Below are 14,710 nucleotides of genomic sequence, written 5' to 3'. Positions count from 1 at the left end.
ACCTAGAACGGTGGCGGTTCGTCGTCTTCCGGGGGTGGGGCGGGTCCGGCCAGCAGCGCCTGGCGCTCCAGGCGGGCCCGGCGGTTGTGGTTGCGTTCGATGGCGACGGCGCTTGCGCGGTTCTGGGCGCGGGTGCGCCGCCGCTTGGGCATCATCGCGGTGCGCTCGGCGCAGTAATCCTGGGGCACGTCGACCTCGGCGGCGGGCATGCCACCCATCGAGCGACACAGGCTGGGGAACAGCAGCGCGCTGCCCGGGGTGGTGACATATGTCCGGCCGGCGGGCGAGGTCAAAATCAGCGTGCCATCGGGCAGCTGCTGTTCGGTCCAGCCGAAAAACGTCTTAACCAGATGATGGGTGCGGCAATAGCACTTGAGGTTGCTCGCGTGGGTGGGCCCGCCCTGGCTATAGGGGATGGTGTGGTCCACATCGCAGTCGACGGCCGCTTGGTCACAGCCGGGCCAGCGGCACGTCAGGTCCCGGCACCGAACGAAATCGGCCAGCGCGGCCGAGGGCACATAACCATTTTCGGGTGGGGCATCGCTGGGGTGGATGAGCGGCATCAGCTTGGCCGACTTGGCTAGTTCGGCCACCAGCTCGGGTGGAATCAGCACGTCGGCGCCCAGCTCCGAGCCCGGGGCGCTACCGCGGCCGTCGAGGGTGGCCTGCTCGGCGATCACGTGGATCACCACCGGCGAGGCCGGCCGGCGTTTTCCGGCGGCGCAATCAGGCCGCCCGCATCGGCATCCCAGCCGGTCGGCCCCGACGGCCAGCGCCCCGAGGGCATCGGAGCGGCGCTGCTGCTGGCTGCGCGGGTCATGCTCGCATACCGTGGCGGCCAACGCGTTCAACCGCTGGTCCAGCGCGTGCGCATCTGGGGTCAGCATGCTGCCATGGATCTCCGAGACTCCGTCCGCGACCCGATCGCCGATCCAGATCTCGCGGTCGCCCTGGCTCTTTCGGCGCTGGCGCACCGCATCCGCGTCGGCCCTGGCGACGATCTTGTCGACCTGCCCGGCCAATCGGCCCTGGGTCATCGACGGCCACCGCACCACATTGGCGGCCAGGGTCGCGTCCACCGCCGCCAGCACGTCGGCGTCGGTGATCAGATCGGTGCGATACATCAGTGTCTGGAACATCCGATAGTCGATGTCGCCGGCGCGAAAAACCGCTGCCACCTCCGGTAGTCGCTCGCGCATCGCCAGCGCGTACCGCATGAAGCTGCCGGCCAGCGCCAGGCTGATCCGAAACGCCGCGGCCACTTCGGCCCCCACCGCGGCCCACGTGTCCACTGCCCAGTCGGGCCGCTCGCCGCGCTGGGCCCGCCGCATCTCGAACAGTTCGCCAATCGCGTCCAGCCGAGCCGCGGCCGCCTGGGCCTCGGCTCGCCACGACGCGCACATGCGGTCCACCAGCGCCCGCGAGCCCTCGGTTTGCGGGGGCTGCCAGTACTCGTGCAGCCGTTCATCGAACATGTGTTCGAGTATGGCACGTCCTTACGACAACCGCCCTAGCTCGAGTGCCGGTACCAGGCGGCGATGTACAGCACCAGCGCCGTGGCCAGCGCGATCAGCACCCAGATCACAACGGCTTGGTCGACCCACGAACCAGCAGGCGGGGTGCCGGGCAGGATGTTTCGCAACGGCACGACCGCAAACAGCATCGCCGCGTACCAAGTGGAAAAGGGCGGCAAGAATTGTCTTCTGCCGGTAAGCATCTGAATGGCCACGAACAGCGCCAACGTCGGCAGCGTGATGAGCACCAGGCAGATACCGAGGTCGAAGACCAGCGGACCCTTGGCCCGCTTCACCGTCACGACGACGTTGTCCGGGCGATCCGAGTCGTGGCTATCCCGCCCGACTCGACTGGCCGAGATATTCCAGCCCTCCAGCGATCCGGTCACTTCGACCCGGGCGGGTATGTACTGACGGTTCTCGCCACTTCCGACGAGAACGTCCGCTTGGATGGTATCGGTCCGGTATGAGTCGAAAGGCCAGTCACCGGGGTCGCCGTGCACCTCGATGGTGGTGGTGACCCGCGCCGGCGACTTGCCGGCCGGGAATTGCAGGTCTCCCAGGTCGTTGTGCGGGAGGAAACGCACGGACATGTCGGTGTTCAATACGTTGAGGCGATGGTCGACCATCGAATCGTCCGGCAGCACCTCTACCTTGACGTCGACGCGCTTTGCGATGGTGTCCAACTTCTCCAAGCGCACCAACACCACGGTGTTGTCGGTGGTGCTCACGTCCGGGTCGGGCAACGGACCGGGGGCGCTGGCCAACCAGTGATAGCCGAGCAGGGATAGGACGTAGACGACCACGACGCCCACGATGATGGAGACATCGAGCACGAGGTGTCGTCGTCGCGGTTTATGAGCCGTTTTCTCGGACTGCGACGGTGCCTGTTGCTGGGTCGCAGTGGGTCGCGGGGCCGGCGGAGCTTGACTGCCATTGGTGGGGCCCGTAGCGGGCGCCACGGTTCCCGGCGCGAGGAACTTCGGCGCTGCCTCGGCTGGCGGATCATCCGCGGCAGCAGCTAAGTCTCTGAGCACCGACACGAAGTAAAACGCTATCAACGGTGCTGTTTGCTGGCAGCGCGTAGAACTATGCCCTTACAAGCATTTAACAGCACCGACACCGGCGCAAGCGAAAATCAATCTCCTTGCCGGACCCAGGCGAAGATGTACAGACTCATCGCCGTCACCAAGGCGATCAGCACCCACTGCACGATGGCTTGGTCGATCCACGAGCCCGGCGGTGGGGCGCCGGGGAGGATGTTGCGCAGCGGGACGATGGCGAACAGGTTCGCGGCATACCACGTCGCGAACGGCGGCAGGAATTTTCTCCTGCCCAGGGCCATCGGAATGGCCACCAACAGCGCCAGGGTAGGCAGGCTGATCAACACCAAGCAGATGCCTAAGTCAAAGATCAACGGCCCCTTGGCCCTTCGCAGGGTGACGACGACGTTCCCGTTGTCGCTGGCGCGAGAGGTCGGCAGCGCGGCGGGGTCGTGGACGCGGTGGACGCTGATGTCCCAACCGTCCAGCTCCCCCGTCACTTCGACGCGGGCGGGCACTTTCTTGGGGTTGTCGCCCGCTCCGACGAACGCATCGGCCGAGATCGGCTCGGTCTGGTACGAGTCGAACGGCCAGTTGCCGGGATCACCGCGCGCCTCGACGGTGGTGCTCAGTTGTGCGGGCGCCTTTCCCTTCGGGTAATGCAGGTCCCCGAGGTCGCTGGTCGGATACAGACGCACGGCGACATCGGTGCCCAGCACGTCGTAGCGGTTGTCGTACGCCGAAACCCCGGGATACACAAGCACATTCACCGAGAGACGGTGTGCGACGGGCTTCAGCTCCTCGACGCGCAGCTGCACGATGGTCGCGTCGCCCCCGCCCTGGCTTAGATCCAGCGGCGGCAGCGGGCCCTCCGACCTTTCCAGCCAGTGAACGCCCAGCAGCGACAGGGCGTAGGCGGCAATGACCGTCACCAGGACACCAAAACCGATCGCGATGCGGGGTTTCGACGGTTTCGGCTTCTGCGGTGGCTTCCCGTTGCCCGACGGCGCCGTCGACGGGACCGCGGGCGGTGCCGGCCGCGCTTGCGTGGTCATCGTTGCTGGGGCCGGTCTGGAAGTGGCCGGAGCGATCCAGTTCGTCGGGACGCCACGGCCTCAGATGCTAGCGAACGGTCGCGCCGCCCGCGCGGCGAAATCGCATGTCGGTCCGCATATGGCGGTTCCGTCATCCTCCCGACATCCACCGTTCACCTGGCGGACGGGCGACCCGAGCCGGGCGCGACCGGCGACGGGCCACGACGTTGCTAGCCGGACACCGGATTGGCCACGCAGCGAAACCCAATATGGGTCGTCGCGGTGTCCTGTGACTGCGGCGACCGCGCGGCGGGACGGTAGCGATGGCAATACTCCGGAGCGCACAGGTGCGACCCGCCCTTCAACGTCTGGCTGACGGCCGGGTCGGCGGGTCCCGCGGGTGCGCAGCAGGCCTTCGGAGGTTGGTCGAGCCGGTGGTGCGCGGAAAACTCGGTGGCGGTCCACTCCCAGACATTGCCGATCATGTCGACGAGGCCAAAACCGTTGGGGGGGAACGTCCCCACCGGCGACGTCCCCGTCCAGCCGAGCGCACCGTCGTTGCGATACGGGAAGCTGCCCTGCCAGGTGTTGGCCATCAGCCGGCCGCCGGGCTTCTCCTCCTCACCCCACGCGTAGGTCGTCGTGGTTGCGCCGCGCGCAGCGTACTCCCACTCGGCCTCGGTCGGCAGCCGGCGCCCGGCCCATCGCGCGTAGGCCGCGGCGTCGGGATAGGCCACCTGGACCACCGGATGGTCGGCTCGGTCGGCGGTGCTGTCCGGGCCGTCGGGACCGAACGGATGACGCCATGTCGCACCCGGCGCCCAGCCCCACCACTGCCGCCAGTCGCGAAGATCGACCGGGCCCGGCGTCGGGCGGAAAACCATCGCTCCCGGGCACAGGTCGGCCGGGTCCGCACCCGGGTACAGAGTCGGATCGATCGGTTGCTCGGCGACCGTCACATAGCCTGTGGCGTCGACGAATTCGGCGAATTGCGCGTTGGTCACCGGGTGCCGCTCCACCGCGAATGCAGCGACGGTCACGGTGTGGATCGGCGCCTCTTCGGGGTAGAAGCTGGTCGACCCCATGCGGAACGATCCGCCCGGGAGGTCGACCAGCTCGGTGAGCACCCCTTCAGGGTAGGACTGCTGGCTATGCGAAACGCTTCAGTCCGATTGCCGGTACCAGGTGAACATGTACAGGGCCATCGCCGCGACGAGCGCCATCAGCACCCAGATCACCAGAACCTGGTCGATCCATGCGCCCGGAGGCGGAGACCCCGGAAGGAAATTGCGTATCGGGATCACGGCGAACAGCATGGCAGCGAACCACGTCACGAAGGGCGGCACGAATTTCCGTCTGCCCAGCGCGATTTGAATGGCCACGGCAAAAGCCAGCGTGGGTAGGGCGAACAGGACAAGGCAAATGCCCAGGTCGAAGATCAGCGGCCCCTTAGCGCGATGCAACGTGATGATGACGTTGTCCGGGCGATCCGCCTCCTGGCTGGCTTCACCCACGCGCTGGACGCTGACGTCCCAACCGTCCAACGCCCCGGTCACTTCCACCCGGGCGGGTATGTACTGGCGGGCGTCGCCCTGCCCAACGAGCACCTCCGCCGACAGGGTGTCGGTGCTGTAGGAGTCGAACGGCCAGTTGTTCGGATCGCCATGCGCCTCGATCGTGGTGGCAACCTGCGCCGGCGACTTCCCCGCCGGGTATTGGAGGTCTCCGAGATCGTTAGGGGGGTCCATACGCACCGCGGTGTCGGTCTTAAGGACGTCGAGGCGCTTGTCGAACATGGAATCCTCGGGGATCACAAGCACCTTCACGGTGAGGCGATTCGCGACGGTTTCCAGCTTTTCGAGACGCACCAGCACGACGGTGTCGCCGGTGGCGTTCAAGTCCGGCGGCTTGATCGGTGCCGCCGATTTGGACAGCAAGTGGACGCCGAATAGCGACAGGCCGTAGACGATGATGAAAGCCACCAGGATGCCGATTACCAACAGCGTGCGCCGTCCCCCCCGTTTGGCGGGAGCATCGGGCGCGGCCTCGGGCGTCGGCGTGGGAGGCGTCGGGGGCGGGGGTGCCGGTGGGGCTTGATGGGTCATCGGTCAGCACCTCCGTGGGATTGCGGTGGCCCGGCGGGCAAGCACACGAGGATTCGATGGTAGCGAACCGGTGCGGTCCGCGCGGAGAATCGAAATTTCCGCGATCAATAGGCAATTTCCGGCGACCGCCGGACGGCTGCTCGCCCCCCAGCGAACCCGTTCATTCGGTGTTGGTTTGCCTGTTAATTCACTGGCGGTAAATGTCTGTGTGTGAAGCACAAGCGATCAGCCGCCGTCAGCGTGCTCGCGGTTGGTGCCATCGCCCTTGCCGGCTGCAGCAACTCCCATGCAACCCTGGCCTATGCCGCCGGGGCCAAGGTGGACTGCGGCGGCAAACAGGCCCTGGCCGCCAGCGGCTCGACCGCGCAGGCCCACGCGATGAGCCGATTCGTCGCGGCCTACACCAAGGTCTGCGCCGGGCAAACGCTCAACTACACCGCCAACGGCTCGGGCGCGGGAATCAGCGAATTCCTCAGCGGCAAAACCGATTTCGGTGGATCGGATACACCCCTCTCGGACGACCAATACCCCGCCGCCAAGCAGCGATGCGGAGGCGCCGACGCCTGGAACCTGCCGGTGGTCTTCGGCCCGCTGGCCATCACGTACAACCTCAGCGCCGTTGACTCGTTGGTCCTCGACGCTCCCACGCTGGCCAAGATCTTCAACGGCACCATCACGCGCTGGGACGACCCGGCCCTGACGGCGCTCAACGCATCCATGCCCGCGGAGGACATCCGGGTCATCTACCGCAGCGACGCGTCCGGCACCACCGACAACTTCCAGTCCTACCTTCAGGCCGCGTCGGGCGGTGCCTGGAGTAAGGGCGCCGGCAAGATGTTCAACGGCGGCGTCGGCACCGGCGCCGCGGGCAACGTCGGCACCTCGGGGGCCGTGAAAACCACCGAGGGTGCGATCAGCTACAACGAGTTGTCTTTCGCGCTGCAGCAAGGGCTTTACGCCGCCGAGATCAAGACCCCGGCGAGCCGTAGGTCCTTGCGCCCGGTCCGGATCGGCACCGACACCGTCGGCAAGACCATCACCGGCGCGAAGATCATCGGCAACGGCAACGACCTCGTCCTCGACCTTTCGTCGTTCTACAACCCCGCCCAACCCGACGTCTACCCGATCGTCTTGGCCACGTACGAGATCGTCTGCTCCAAGTACCCCAGCCCCGACGTGGCCCAGGCGGTCAAGGCATTCCTGCAGGCGGCCATCGGCCCCGGCCAGATCGACCTCAACAAAAGCGGTTACATCCCGCTGTCGCCCGACTTCCAGGCACGCGTATCCGGCGCCGTCGACGCCATCACCGGAGCCCCGAACCCGCAGTAGGTCAGGTCTTTTGTCTTCGCTCCCGTTGCCGCCACCAACCGACCAGGAAGAGTGCCATCGCGACCACCAGCCCGATCAACACCCACAGCACGACGGCTTGGTCGATCCACGAACCGTACGGTGGGCTGCCGGGCAGGATATTGCGCAGCGGGACAATCGCAAACAGCATCGCGCCGTACCAGGTCGTCATCGGCGGTAAGAACGGCGTCCGGCCCAACGCCACGGGAATGGCCACCCACAACGCCAGCACCGGCAGGGCGATAAGGACCAGGCAGATGCCGACGTCGAAGATCAGCGGCCCCTTGGCCCGGTGCAACGTGATGATCACATTGTCCTGCACGTTCGGGTTGGCATCGTCGGGGTCGTGCACGCGGGTAACGGTGGCGTCCCAGCCGTCGAGCTTCCCGGTGGCTTCGACACGGGCGGGCGCCTTTTCACGGTTGGGTCCGGAGCCGGTGAACACGTCGGCCGCGATGACCTCCGTCTTGTAGGAGTCGAACGGCCAGTTACCGGGATCACCCTGCGCGGCGATGGTGGTGCTGACTTGCGCCGGCGCCTTGCCCACCGGGTACTGCAGGTCCCCCAGGTCGTTCTCCGGATACAGCCGTACCGCGGCATCGGTGGTGAGCACGCCGAAGTTCTTGTCGTACAGCGAATCCTTCGGATAGACAAGAACATTCACCGTCAAGCGGTTGGCGACGGTATCCAGCTTCTCCAGGCGCACCTGCACGACGCTGTCCTCGGCCTCGACCTTGCTCAGGTCCACCGCGGGCAGCGGGGGCGCCGACTTGGCCAGCAGGTGTACGGCGATCAGGGAAAGGACATAGACGACGATGACGGCCACCAGGATCGCGAACGCGAGCGCGAGCTGCCGGCCACGCCCCCCGGGCGGCGCCGGCGGCGGCAGAGGTCCGGCGGTCATCGAGGCATCACGGGGCCAGATGCTAGCAGCGGCCCCACAACGAAAACGGACTTTCAGGGGATTACTACCGCGAACTGCTGCGTCACGGTCGATTTCGCCGCATCGAAGCCGGGCGCTCCCGCGGGGCCTTCAAGATGGATGACCACCAGGTACGCCCTGGTGTTGGTCCAGATGTGGGTGATGCGGTCGGCGAAGGCTGTGCCGGACCCGATGGTGCCGTTCAGCAGCTGGCTGCTGTAGCCGCAGAACTGGGCCGGTGCGACGGTGAGGCGGACGTCGGGTTTGGCCGTGCGCAGGTCGGTGGCGTAGCGCAGGAAAGCTCCGCCGGGATCGAGGTCCGTCGGGGTGATGGTCACCTTCACCGACATCCCTTCCGGGCCGGTCGATGTCAGCGCCACGTCGCCGCTGCCGGTAGTCGAGTTCCAGCCGTCCGGCAGCGGTGTGACGATCACCGGCGCCACCGGATCCGCCACCGCCGCCCTGGCCATGCTCCCGCTGGTCGGCGGTGGCGGCATGCACGCGACGGCGTTGGGCGGGATGTGGTCGGGCAGGGTGACTTCGACGCCCGGCACCGGCTCGGCCGGATCGGGGGGTCTGGATGTCACCGGGGTGGCGGAACCACCGGTGGTCCGCTCGCAGCCGGCCGCCACGCCCACGCACAGGCAGAGCAGGCCAATACCCAGCTCAGTCGCGCGAAAACGCAAGCGCAACTTCGGCTTCCACGTCGATGTACGGCCGGCCGGACAGGTCGACGTCGACCTGCTTGATGGTGCCACCGGTGAACTCGAACGGCGCCTTGTAGCGACTGGAGACTCCGGAACCGCCGTTGCGCCCGACGGTGATGCCGGCACCGGCCAGCCCGAACGTTCCGGGATGGGTGCTCACATCGGCGAGCGTGCCGACTTCCTTGTCGTCGACGAAGAGCGTGAGGTCACCGAGCGGAGTGTGGCTGTTCGCCACGGTTCCGGTCCGCAGATAGCCGACGCCGAACACGTGCCGGCCCAACGGAACCGGGTCGGACGACGAAACCAGCTGCTGCCTCTCGCCGAGGAAGTTGTAAACGTAGTGCAGGCGACCGTCCTGGATGAACAGCACGTGCCCGCCGTGGGCGCCGCCCTGCTTGAACAGAACGCCTTCGGCGCCGGTGGTATCCACGGTCACGTCGGCCAGCACGGCAAACGACCGGCCACGGATCTCGGCGGCGGCGCCGATGCCGACGTCCGCGCAGTTCGGATAGTAGGTGTAGCTGGTCCGCTCGCCGACCAGGTACGGACGGAAACGTGTCAGCGTTTCCATCAGGTCCAGATCGGCCAGCGGAAGGCCGTTGTACTTGTCGGCCTCGGAAAACCACAGCGCCTTAAGCTCTTCCAGCTTCTCGGGTTGCTCGGCGGCCAGGTCGTGGCATTGGCTGCGATCGGCCTCGATGTGGAACAGCTCCCAGCGGTCGGCGTCGAAATGCGACCACCCCGCCGGTGTCGCCGCGTGGATCGTGTTGGCGAACCAGCCCTGGTGCCAGATCCCGCGGGTACCCAGCATGGCGTAGAACTGGGTCTCCTTGCCGGTATCGGCGTTCGGATCGGCCAGGGCCGCTTTGAAGCTCACGCCGTCCAGCGGCTTCTGCGGGATGCCCTTGACCAACTCCGGCGGTGTCATGTCCAACAGGTCGTAGACCGTGGGCGTGATATCGCAGACGTTGACATAGGTGTCGCGGACCTCGCCGTGTGCGGCAATGCCGTTGGGCCAGGAGATGATCGCGGTGTCGGCGATCCCGCCTTCATGCGAGGCGTAGCGCTTGAAGAGCTTGTAGGGCGTGTTAAACGCCATCGCCCAGCCGATCGGGTAATGGTTGTAGGTCTCCGGGCCGCCGAGGTGGTCGAACAGCTTCATGCTCTCTTCGACCGTGTCGATGTAGCCGTTGAAGAATTTGCCTTCATTGACCGACCCGTTCGGACCGCCCTCGCCGCTGGCGCCGTTGTCGGAGATCACCACGATGATGGTGTTGTCCAGCTGGCCGGATTCCTCGAGATAGTCCAGGATTCGGCCGATTTGGGCATCGGTGTAGCTGAGGAAACCGGCGAAGACTTCGGCCATCCGGTTGAACAGCTTTTTCTCCTCGTCGTTGAGCGAATCCCACGGCCGCACAGTGTCCTGCATCGGCCACGCCTGGCCCTGGGGTCCCGTCACGTCCAAATACGGGTTGACGGGCGACAATTCGGTGTCCGGCGGCACGATCCCCATCGACTTCTGCTTTTCCAGCACGATCTCGCGGTAGCGCTCGTAACCCATGTCGAACCGGCCGGCGTATTTGTCGGCCCATTCCTTGAAGACGTGGTGCGGCGCATGACCGGCGCCGGGGCACACGTAGCTGAACCACGGTTTGTCGGGCGCGATCACCTTGGCGTCGCGGATGAACTCGATGGTCTTGTCGGCGATGTCCTTCGACAGGTGATAGCCGTCCTCCGGCGTGCCGGGCGGATTCACCGGGTGGTTGTCGTACACCAAGTCGGGATACCACTGGTCGGTCTCGCCGCCCAGGAATCCGTAGAACCGTTCGAAACCGCGCGAGGTCGGCCAGTGCCGCTTGGTCGACGCCATGCTGGACTCTTCGAGCGGCGTCAGATGCCACTTGCCGACGCAGTAGGTGTTGTAGCCGCGTTCGGCGAGCGCTTCGGACAGCAGCGCGGTGTCGGGCGGAATGCGACCGTTGCAGTTCGGGAAGCCGTCGGTGAATTCCTCGATGGTGGCCATACCCACCGTGGTGGCGTTGCGACCGGTCAGCAACGACGCACGGGTCGGTGAGCACAGCGCGGTGGTGTGGAATTGGGACAGGCGCACCCCGCGTTCGGCGATCCGCGTCATGGCGGGCATCTCGACCAGGCCGCCGAAGCAGTCCCAGGTCGCGATGCCGGTGTCGTCCCAGACCAGATAGAGGATGTTCGGCGAGTTCGGTGGCGCGGTCGGCGCGGCGTACGGACCCCAGTCCGGCTCCGAATCGCGAATATCCAGCTCGATTTTGCCCTGAAAGGCTCGGGAGTCAGTCGACATGCGCCGAGCGTAACGCCACTGCGAAGATCGCGATCTTTTTTCGCCGTGGCGTTACGCTCGATGTCGCTTCGGGGCTACTTGGCCTTTTCCAAGATCTCGACAAGCCGCCAGCGCTTGGTCGCCGAGGTCGGGCGCGTCTCCATCAGCGCGACCCGGTCTCCGATACCGGCGGTGCTGTTCTCGTCGTGCGCCTTGACCTTCTTGGTAGTCCGGATGATCTTGCCGTACAGCGGGTGCCGCATGCGGTCTTCCAGCTCGACCACGATGGTCTTCTGCATCTTGTCGCTCACCACGTAACCGATGCGCGTCTTGCGCCGGCCCCGGGTCTTCGGGGCGGCCGGTGTGTGCTTGGGACCCTTGTCCGTCGAGGCGGTGTCCTGTGCGGCGGCGCGCTTAGGAGCGGCCTTCGCCGCCGCTTTCGCCGGGGCCTTTTTTGCGGCGGTCTTGGACGCGGTCTTGGATTCTGCCATCACGATTCCTTACCGTCGGGCCCGGAAGCCAGGCCCAGTTCTCGTTCGCGCAGCACGGTGTAGACGCGCGCGATTTCGTGGCGCACGGTCCGCAACCGGCGGTTGTTGTTGAGCTGCCCGGTCGCCATCTGGAAGCGGAGGTTGAACAGCTCCTCCTTGGATTCGCGCAGGCGCTCGGTCAGCTCGTCGTCGGTGAGCTCACGCAGTTCGCCAGGCGAAATTCCCACTGCCATCAGAACTGATCCTCTCGGGTAACGATGCGTGCCTTGATCGGCAGCTTGTGGATCGCGCGGGTGAGCGCCGCACGGGCGGTCTGCTCGTTGGGGTAACTGAGCTCGAACAGGATCCGGCCCGGCTTGACGTTGACAATCCACCACTCCGGCGAACCCTTACCCGAACCCATCCGGGTCTCCGCGGGCTTCTTGGTCAGCGGGCGGTCGGGGAAGACGTTGATCCACACCTTGCCGCCACGCTTGATGTGGCGGTTGATCGCGATACGCGCGGACTCGATCTGCCGGTTGGTGACGTAGGCGTGCTCGAGCGCCTGGATGCCGTAGTCGCCGAAGTTCACCTGGGTGCCGCCGCTGGCGATGCCGCGCTGGCGGGGATGGTGCTGCTTGCGGTGTTTGACTTTGCGGGGAATCAACATAATTCAGCTCTCCGTGCTCTGCGGTTCGACGGGCGCCGCGGCCTCGGGGGCGGGGGTTTCCTCGGCGCCCGCAGCGCGGCCGGCCTCGGTGCTGGTCGCCGTGGTGCCCGACGCGCCACTGCGGCGCGGACGGGTGCCCGAGGGCCGCTCGCGGCGCGGGCGGTCGGCGCCCGCCGGTGCGGCGGCGGCCAATTCGCGCTTGCCGCCGACGATGTCGCCCTTGTAGATCCACACCTTCACACCGATCCGGCCGAAGGTGGTCTTGGCTTCGTAGAGGCCGTAGTCGATGTCGGCGCGCAGGGTGTGCAGCGGCACGCGGCCCTCGCGGTAGAACTCCGAACGGCTCATCTCCGCGCCGCCGAGGCGCCCGGAGCACTGCACCCGGATGCCCTTGACGTTGGGCTGCCGCATCGCCGACTGGATGGCCTTGCGCATCGCGCGGCGGAACGCCACCCGGTTGCTCAGCTGCTCGGCGACGCCCTGGGCCACCAATTGTGCTTGCGACTCAGGGTTTTTGACCTCGAGGATGTTGAGCTGCACCTGCTTGCCGGTCAGCTTCTCCAGGTCGGCGCGGATCCGGTCGGCCTCGGTGCCGCGGCGGCCGATGACGATGCCGGGACGCGCGGTATGGATGTCCACCCGGACCCGGTCGCGGGTGCGCTCGATCTCCACGTCGGCGATCCCGGCGCGCTCCAGGCCGGTGGACAGCAGCCGACGGATCGCGACGTCTTCCTTGACGTACTCGGCGTACTGCTTGTCGGCGTACCAGCGCGACTTCCAGTCGGTGGTGATCCCGAGCCGGAAGCCGTGCGGATTGATCTTTTGGCCCACTAGTCGGAGCCTCCCTTCGCTTCAGAAGTCTCTCCGGCTTCCGCGGATTTGCCCTCTGGTTTGACCGCAGCCTTCTTGGCGGCCGCCTTCTTGGCCGGGGATTTGGCCGCCGATTTCGCGGGAGCCTTCTTGGCGGGAGCCTTCTTGGCCGGCGCCTTCTTGGCGGCGGCCTTCTTGGCCGGGGCCTTCGCGGCGGCCTTGCTGGCCTCGGCGCGGCGCGCCCTGGTCGACTTCGCGGACCGCTGGTCCCTGGCGGGCCGGCTCTCCACCACGACGGTGATGTGGCTGGTGCGCCTGCGGATTCGGAACGCGCGGCCCTGGGCGCGCGGACGGATGCGCTTGGAGGTGGGGCCCTCGTCGGCGTAGACGGTGGCGACCACCAGGGTCGCCGGGTCCAGTCCGTTGTTGTTCTGCGCGTTGGCCGCGGCGCTGGCGATCACTTTGGCGACCGGTTCACTGGCGGCTTGCGGGGCCCAGCGCAGGATGTCCAGCGCGTCGGCCACCGAGCGGCCGCGAACCAGGTCGATGACCCGGCGCGCCTTTCTCGGCGACACCCGGACGAACCGCGCCTTGGCGACCGCCGAGGGAAATTCCGTAGTGGTGCTCATCGACGCTTGGCCTTTCGGTCGTCCTTGATGTGCCCCTTGAAGGTTCGCGTCGGCGCGAACTCACCGAGCTTGTGGCCGACCATCGCCTCGGTGACGAACACCGGGACGTGCTTGCGCCCGTCGTGCACGGCGAAGGTGTGGCCGATGAAGTCCGGAATGATCGTCGAACGCCTCGACCAGGTCTTGATGACCTGCTTGGTGTTCTTCTCGTTCTGCGCGTCCACCTTCTTGAGCAGGTGGTCGTCGACGAACGGACCCTTCTTCAGGCTGCGTGGCATGGTTCGCTACTCCTACCGCGAGTGCTTCTTGCCGGTGCGCCGGCGCCGGACGATGAGCTTGTTGCTTTGCTTATTCGGGTGGCGGGTGCGGCCCTCGGGCTGACCCCACGGGCTGACCGGGTGACGGCCACCGGAGGTCTTGCCCTCGCCACCGCCGTGCGGGTGGTCAACCGGGTTCATGACCACACCGCGGACGGAAGGACGCTTGCCCTTCCACCGCATGCGACCGGCCTTGCCCCAGTTGATGTTTGCCTGCTCGGCGTTGCCCACCTCGCCGACCGTTGCGCGGCAGCGCACGTCGACCCGGCGGATCTCGCCGCTGGGCATGCGCAGCGACGCGTAGCTGCCCTCCTTGCCGAGCAGCTGGATGCTCGACCCGGCCGACCGCGCGAGCTTCGCGCCACCGCCCGGCCGCAGCTCCACGGCGTGGACCAAGGTACCGGCCGGGATGTTGCGCAACGGCAGGTTGTTGCCCGGCTTGATGTCGGCGTTGGCACCGGACTCCACCACGTCACCCTGCGAGAGCCCTTGCGGCGCAATGATGTAGCGCTTCTCGCCGTCAAAGAAATGCAGCAGCGCAATGTTCGCGGTGCGGTTCGGGTCGTACTCGATGTGCGCGACCTTGGCGTTGACACCGTCTTTGTCGTTGCGGCGGAAGTCGATCACCCGGTAGGCGCGCTTGTGACCGCCACCGCGGTGGCGGGTGGTGATCCGGCCGTGGGCGTTGCGCCCACCATGACCGTGCAGCGGGCGCACCAACGACTTCTCCGGCTCCGACCGCGTGATCTCGGCGAAATCGGACACGCTGGCGCCGCGACGGCCCGGGGTCGTCGGCTTGTATTTGCGAATTGCCATGTCTAATCGTGTCTTTCTCTCGCGCGC

Annotated in this window: 16 protein-coding genes; 1 reads left to right on the top strand and 15 read right to left on the bottom strand. The window is 66.6% G+C overall.

Going from position 1 to position 14,710, the window contains the following annotated elements; genetic code table 11:
• Positions 1-2: 2 nt before the first annotated feature.
• The 5 genes from A5747_RS16870 to A5747_RS16850 all read right to left on the bottom strand — a co-directional run bounded on the left by A5747_RS16870 (position 3) and on the right by A5747_RS16850 (position 5,696).
• Entirely contained in the window at positions 3-1,475 is a 1,473-nt protein-coding gene (locus A5747_RS16870; protein ID WP_076126233.1) for an HNH endonuclease signature motif containing protein, read from the bottom strand.
• Between the two features lie 35 nt (positions 1,476-1,510).
• Entirely contained in the window at positions 1,511-2,350 is an 840-nt protein-coding gene (locus A5747_RS16865; RefSeq protein ID WP_083667624.1) for a DUF4436 domain-containing protein, read from the bottom strand.
• Between the two features lie 302 nt (positions 2,351-2,652).
• Positions 2,653-3,612, bottom strand: coding sequence for a DUF4436 domain-containing protein (locus A5747_RS16860; RefSeq protein WP_083667622.1), 960 nt, complete (start codon positions 3,610-3,612; stop codon positions 2,653-2,655).
• A gap of 209 nt (positions 3,613-3,821) precedes the next feature.
• Complete coding sequence (locus A5747_RS16855; RefSeq protein WP_076126229.1) at positions 3,822-4,718, bottom strand: formylglycine-generating enzyme family protein; 897 nt, start codon at positions 4,716-4,718, stop codon at positions 3,822-3,824.
• Between the two features lie 36 nt (positions 4,719-4,754).
• The gene (locus A5747_RS16850) at positions 4,755-5,696 is read right to left on the bottom strand and encodes a DUF4436 domain-containing protein (protein ID WP_076126227.1); all 942 of its coding nucleotides are present in this window, start codon (positions 5,694-5,696) and stop codon (positions 4,755-4,757) included.
• A 210-nt stretch (positions 5,697-5,906) separates the two neighbouring features.
• Here A5747_RS16850 and pstS point away from each other — a divergent pair, with 210 nt between their 5' ends.
• Positions 5,907-7,025 carry a phosphate ABC transporter substrate-binding protein PstS gene (gene pstS / locus A5747_RS16845; protein WP_076126225.1) on the top strand — a complete coding sequence of 373 codons (1,119 nt, stop codon included), beginning with the start codon at positions 5,907-5,909 and terminating at the stop codon, positions 7,023-7,025.
• Between the two features lies 1 nt (position 7,026).
• Here the strand turns inward: pstS and A5747_RS16840 are convergent, their stop codons facing one another.
• From A5747_RS16840 to rplB, 10 genes are all read right to left on the bottom strand, one after another.
• A complete protein-coding gene (locus A5747_RS16840; RefSeq protein ID WP_076126223.1) occupies positions 7,027-7,947 on the bottom strand; it encodes a DUF4436 domain-containing protein in 921 nt (306 codons plus the stop codon).
• A 53-nt stretch (positions 7,948-8,000) separates the two neighbouring features.
• Positions 8,001-8,603: a hypothetical protein gene (locus A5747_RS25510; protein ID WP_233148070.1), complete on the bottom strand. Its 603-nt coding sequence runs from the start codon at positions 8,601-8,603 to the stop codon at positions 8,001-8,003.
• A 28-nt stretch (positions 8,604-8,631) separates the two neighbouring features.
• On the bottom strand, positions 8,632-10,992 hold the full coding sequence (locus A5747_RS16830; protein WP_076126221.1) for an arylsulfatase: 2,361 nt from the start codon (positions 10,990-10,992) through the stop codon (positions 8,632-8,634).
• A 74-nt stretch (positions 10,993-11,066) separates the two neighbouring features.
• The gene (gene rpsQ / locus A5747_RS16825; protein WP_139333432.1) at positions 11,067-11,465 is read right to left on the bottom strand and encodes a 30S ribosomal protein S17; all 399 of its coding nucleotides are present in this window, start codon (positions 11,463-11,465) and stop codon (positions 11,067-11,069) included.
• Complete coding sequence (gene rpmC, locus A5747_RS16820; RefSeq protein WP_076126217.1) at positions 11,462-11,695, bottom strand: 50S ribosomal protein L29; 234 nt, start codon at positions 11,693-11,695, stop codon at positions 11,462-11,464. The genes rpsQ and rpmC overlap by 4 nt, the downstream gene beginning before the upstream one ends.
• Positions 11,695-12,111 carry a 50S ribosomal protein L16 gene (rplP, locus tag A5747_RS16815; RefSeq protein ID WP_076061509.1) on the bottom strand — a complete coding sequence of 139 codons (417 nt, stop codon included), beginning with the start codon at positions 12,109-12,111 and terminating at the stop codon, positions 11,695-11,697. The genes rpmC and rplP overlap by 1 nt, the downstream gene beginning before the upstream one ends.
• 3 nt (positions 12,112-12,114) lie before the next feature.
• Positions 12,115-12,942 (bottom strand): 30S ribosomal protein S3, encoded by an 828-nt coding sequence (rpsC, locus tag A5747_RS16810; protein ID WP_076061507.1) that lies wholly within the window; start codon positions 12,940-12,942, stop codon positions 12,115-12,117.
• Complete coding sequence (gene rplV / locus A5747_RS16805) at positions 12,942-13,550, bottom strand: 50S ribosomal protein L22 (protein WP_076126215.1); 609 nt, start codon at positions 13,548-13,550, stop codon at positions 12,942-12,944. The genes rpsC and rplV overlap by 1 nt, the downstream gene beginning before the upstream one ends.
• The gene (gene rpsS / locus A5747_RS16800) at positions 13,547-13,828 is read right to left on the bottom strand and encodes a 30S ribosomal protein S19 (protein ID WP_007167837.1); all 282 of its coding nucleotides are present in this window, start codon (positions 13,826-13,828) and stop codon (positions 13,547-13,549) included. Before rpsS ends, rplV begins: the two co-directional genes overlap by 4 nt.
• A gap of 12 nt (positions 13,829-13,840) precedes the next feature.
• Positions 13,841-14,683, bottom strand: coding sequence for a 50S ribosomal protein L2 (gene rplB / locus A5747_RS16795; protein ID WP_076126213.1), 843 nt, complete (start codon positions 14,681-14,683; stop codon positions 13,841-13,843).
• Positions 14,684-14,710 lie beyond the last annotated feature (27 nt).

This window comes from Mycobacterium sp. IS-836, from assembly GCF_001954275.1.
GTDB lineage: Bacteria > Actinomycetota > Actinomycetes > Mycobacteriales > Mycobacteriaceae > Mycobacterium.
Note: the sequence above shows the minus strand (reverse complement) of the source record. Positions and strands in the feature narration are given on the sequence as shown.

What these genes read in the sequence shown, in the direction of transcription:
- A5747_RS16840 (WP_076126223.1), bottom strand. Translation starts at nt 7,947, where the DNA reads ATGACCGCCGGACCTCTGCCGCCGCCGGCGCCGCCCGGGGGGCGTGGC.
- rpmC (WP_076126217.1), bottom strand. Translation starts at nt 11,695, where the DNA reads ATGGCAGTGGGAATTTCGCCTGGCGAACTGCGTGAGCTCACCGACGAC.
- rplP (WP_076061509.1), bottom strand. Translation starts at nt 12,111, where the DNA reads ATGTTGATTCCCCGCAAAGTCAAACACCGCAAGCAGCACCATCCCCGC.
- A5747_RS16850 (WP_076126227.1), bottom strand. Translation starts at nt 5,696, where the DNA reads ATGACCCATCAAGCCCCACCGGCACCCCCGCCCCCGACGCCTCCCACG.
- A5747_RS16870 (WP_076126233.1), bottom strand. Translation starts at nt 1,475, where the DNA reads ATGTTCGATGAACGGCTGCACGAGTACTGGCAGCCCCCGCAAACCGAG.
- A5747_RS16830 (WP_076126221.1), bottom strand. Translation starts at nt 10,992, where the DNA reads ATGTCGACTGACTCCCGAGCCTTTCAGGGCAAAATCGAGCTGGATATT.
- rpsS (WP_007167837.1), bottom strand. Translation starts at nt 13,828, where the DNA reads ATGCCACGCAGCCTGAAGAAGGGTCCGTTCGTCGACGACCACCTGCTC.
- A5747_RS16860 (WP_083667622.1), bottom strand. Translation starts at nt 3,612, where the DNA reads ATGACCACGCAAGCGCGGCCGGCACCGCCCGCGGTCCCGTCGACGGCG.
- rplV (WP_076126215.1), bottom strand. Translation starts at nt 13,550, where the DNA reads ATGAGCACCACTACGGAATTTCCCTCGGCGGTCGCCAAGGCGCGGTTC.
- rplB (WP_076126213.1), bottom strand. Translation starts at nt 14,683, where the DNA reads ATGGCAATTCGCAAATACAAGCCGACGACCCCGGGCCGTCGCGGCGCC.